The organism is Streptomyces sp. NPDC001858, from assembly GCF_053594615.1.
Genome location: NZ_JBSFEV010000110.1, coordinates 1 through 2,655 on the forward strand (window position 1 = coordinate 1; position 2,655 = coordinate 2,655).

1 protein-coding gene is annotated in these 2,655 nt (G+C 67.1%); it reads right to left on the bottom strand.

The genetic code is table 11. The features are described 5' to 3' along the window. Positions 1–2,655, bottom strand: a 2,655-nt coding sequence (locus ACWCPF_RS45340) for a condensation domain-containing protein (protein WP_451051014.1), incomplete at its 3' end; no start/stop codon positions are given.

Below are 2,655 nucleotides of genomic sequence, written 5' to 3' on the forward strand. Positions count from 1 at the left end.
ATCCACACCCCCACCCAAACCATCACCCAACACCCCCACCAAACCCCCCAACGCAGTACACAACAACCCCCCCACCTCAAACGGATCAACAGAGTCGACCGCCTGGACGCTCAGGCTCATCCCGCGAGGGCCCATGTCGTCAACCGACATGGTCAGCGGATAGTGGGTCCGCTCCCTGACAAAGACACTCCGGATGCCGGCCTCCCGGTCCGGGGCGGCATCCTCGCCATGCCCCGCGCGTTCCCGCTCGGCATGGCGGTAGTTGAACAGCGAGGTGAACAGGGGCGTGTTCTCCTCGACGCCACTGGCCTGCTGCGCCACCGCCAGCGGCGCATGCTCATGCTCCAGCAACGCCGCCAGCTGAGACCGCATCTCCTCCACCGCAGCCCGTGCCCCGACACCATTGGTCCGCACCCGCACCGGCAGCGTGTTGATGAACGGACCCACGACCCGGTCGGAACCCGCACCCGCATTCATCCGGCCGAACAACACCGTCCCGAACACCACATCGTCACGACCCGACAACACCGCCAGCACCCGAGCCCACGCCACATGCAACACCGTCGCCACACTCACACCCAGACGCTGCGCCACCTCACGCAGCCCCTCAACAACCTCCTGCGGTATCGGCACCACACCGGCCACGGTCTCCGCGCCGTCACCCCGGACATCCATCAGTCCATACGGCGCCGTCGGCTCGGTCACATCACCCAACAACTCCGCGAAGAACCGCTCATGCTCCTCCCGCGCAACACTACGAGCCTGAGCGATGAAGTTCCGGAACGGCAACGCCGGCGCCAGCTCGTCCTGCCGCCCAGTCACGATCGCCTGCAATTCCCCCAGCAACACAGTCATGCCCTGCTGGTCCTGCACCATGTGGTGCATCCGCAGTAACCCGAGCCAACGGCCGTCCTCAGCCTCGGCCACGTGCAAGTCCATCAACGGCGGCCGCCCCAGATCCATCCCCGAACCCACCCGCTCGACCAACGCCGCCACCGGATCGGCATCTGCATCAGCACGCTCCAGCACATGGGTCACGACCGGCAGTGTCACGTGCCGCCACACCACCTGCACCGGCTCGGGCAGCCCCTCCCACACCACCGCCGTCCGGTAGATGTCATGCCGATCCACCACCTGCTGCCAGGCCTGCACGAACCTCTCCAGCAGCACGCGGGCATCGAACTCCAACGCCATCACCGTGACGTACGGGTCCCTGCCTCCATCGGCAGTCATGAGGTGGTGGAAGAGCAGGCCCTCCTGCAACGGCGCCAACGGATACACGTCCGCCACGTTCGCCGCACCACCCTCCACCCCGGCGACGATCCGCTCCACATCCGCATCCGACAAATCCACCAACGGCAACATGTCCGCCGTGATCCGCCCCGCACCCACCGGAATCAGATTCTCCGGCACCACCACCGGCACCACCGCAACCACCTCAGCCAGCCCAGCCGGCGTCGGTGCCTCAAACAACGCCCGCACCGACACCGACACACCCCGCCCACGCAAACGCTCCACCAACGACACCGCAAGCAGCGAATGCCCACCCAGCCGGAAGAAATCGTCATCCACGCCCACCGAGTCCAGCCCGAGCACCTCCGCGAAGACCGCGCACAGGGTGGCCTCGGTCTCATTGGCCGGCTCACGACCCGCACCCGCGCCCTGGGCGTAATCCGGCGCCGGCAACGCCCGACGATCCAGCTTCCCGTTCACCGTCAGCGGCAACTCCTCCAGCATCACGACCGCCGCCGGGACCATGTACTCCGGCAACCGCCGCCCCGCATGCTCGCGCAGCACGTCCGCCAACCCGTCGTCCTCAGCGCCCTCGCCTGCAGCCGACACCACATAGCCGACGAGACGCTTGTCCCCGGGCATGTCTTCCCGGACGACCATCGCCACCTGACCGACCAGCGGATGAGTCCGCAGGACGGCCTCGATCTCGCCGAGCTCGATCCGGAACCCCCGGACCTTCACCTGCTCATCCACCCGACCCACGAACACCAACTGCCCATCAGGCAGCCACCGCACCAGATCCCCCGTCCGATACATCCGCTCACCCACCCCGAACGGACACGCCACGAACCGCTCCGCCGTCAAACCCGCACGACCCACATACCCACGCGCCAACTGCGCACCCGCCACATACAACTCACCCACCACACCCACCGGCACCGGCCCCAAACCCTCATCCAGCACATACAGACGGTTGTTCGCCGTCGGAGTACCGATCGGCACCGGCCCCGATCGCTCCGGATCCACCACCCCCGTCGCCACAATGACGGTGCACTCCGTCGGCCCATACGTGTTGATCATCCGCCGCCCCGGTGCCCAGGCCCGAGCCACCGCCTCACTCACCGCCTCCGCACCCACCACCAACACACCCACCCGCGCCAGATCCCCCGGCTCAAGCACCTCCAACAACGACGGCACCACACTCGCCGCCCGCAACCCCGCCAACTCCCCCAACAACCGCGGCTGAGCCCGCTCCTCCTCACCCGCCACCAACAACATCCCCCCACCCGACAACGACACCGCCACATCCAACACCGACGCATCAAAACCGAACGACGCAAACTGCAACACCCCCACCCCCGGACCCACCCCCATCAACGGCCCGAACACCGACACCAAATTCGCCAACCCCCCATGCGTCAC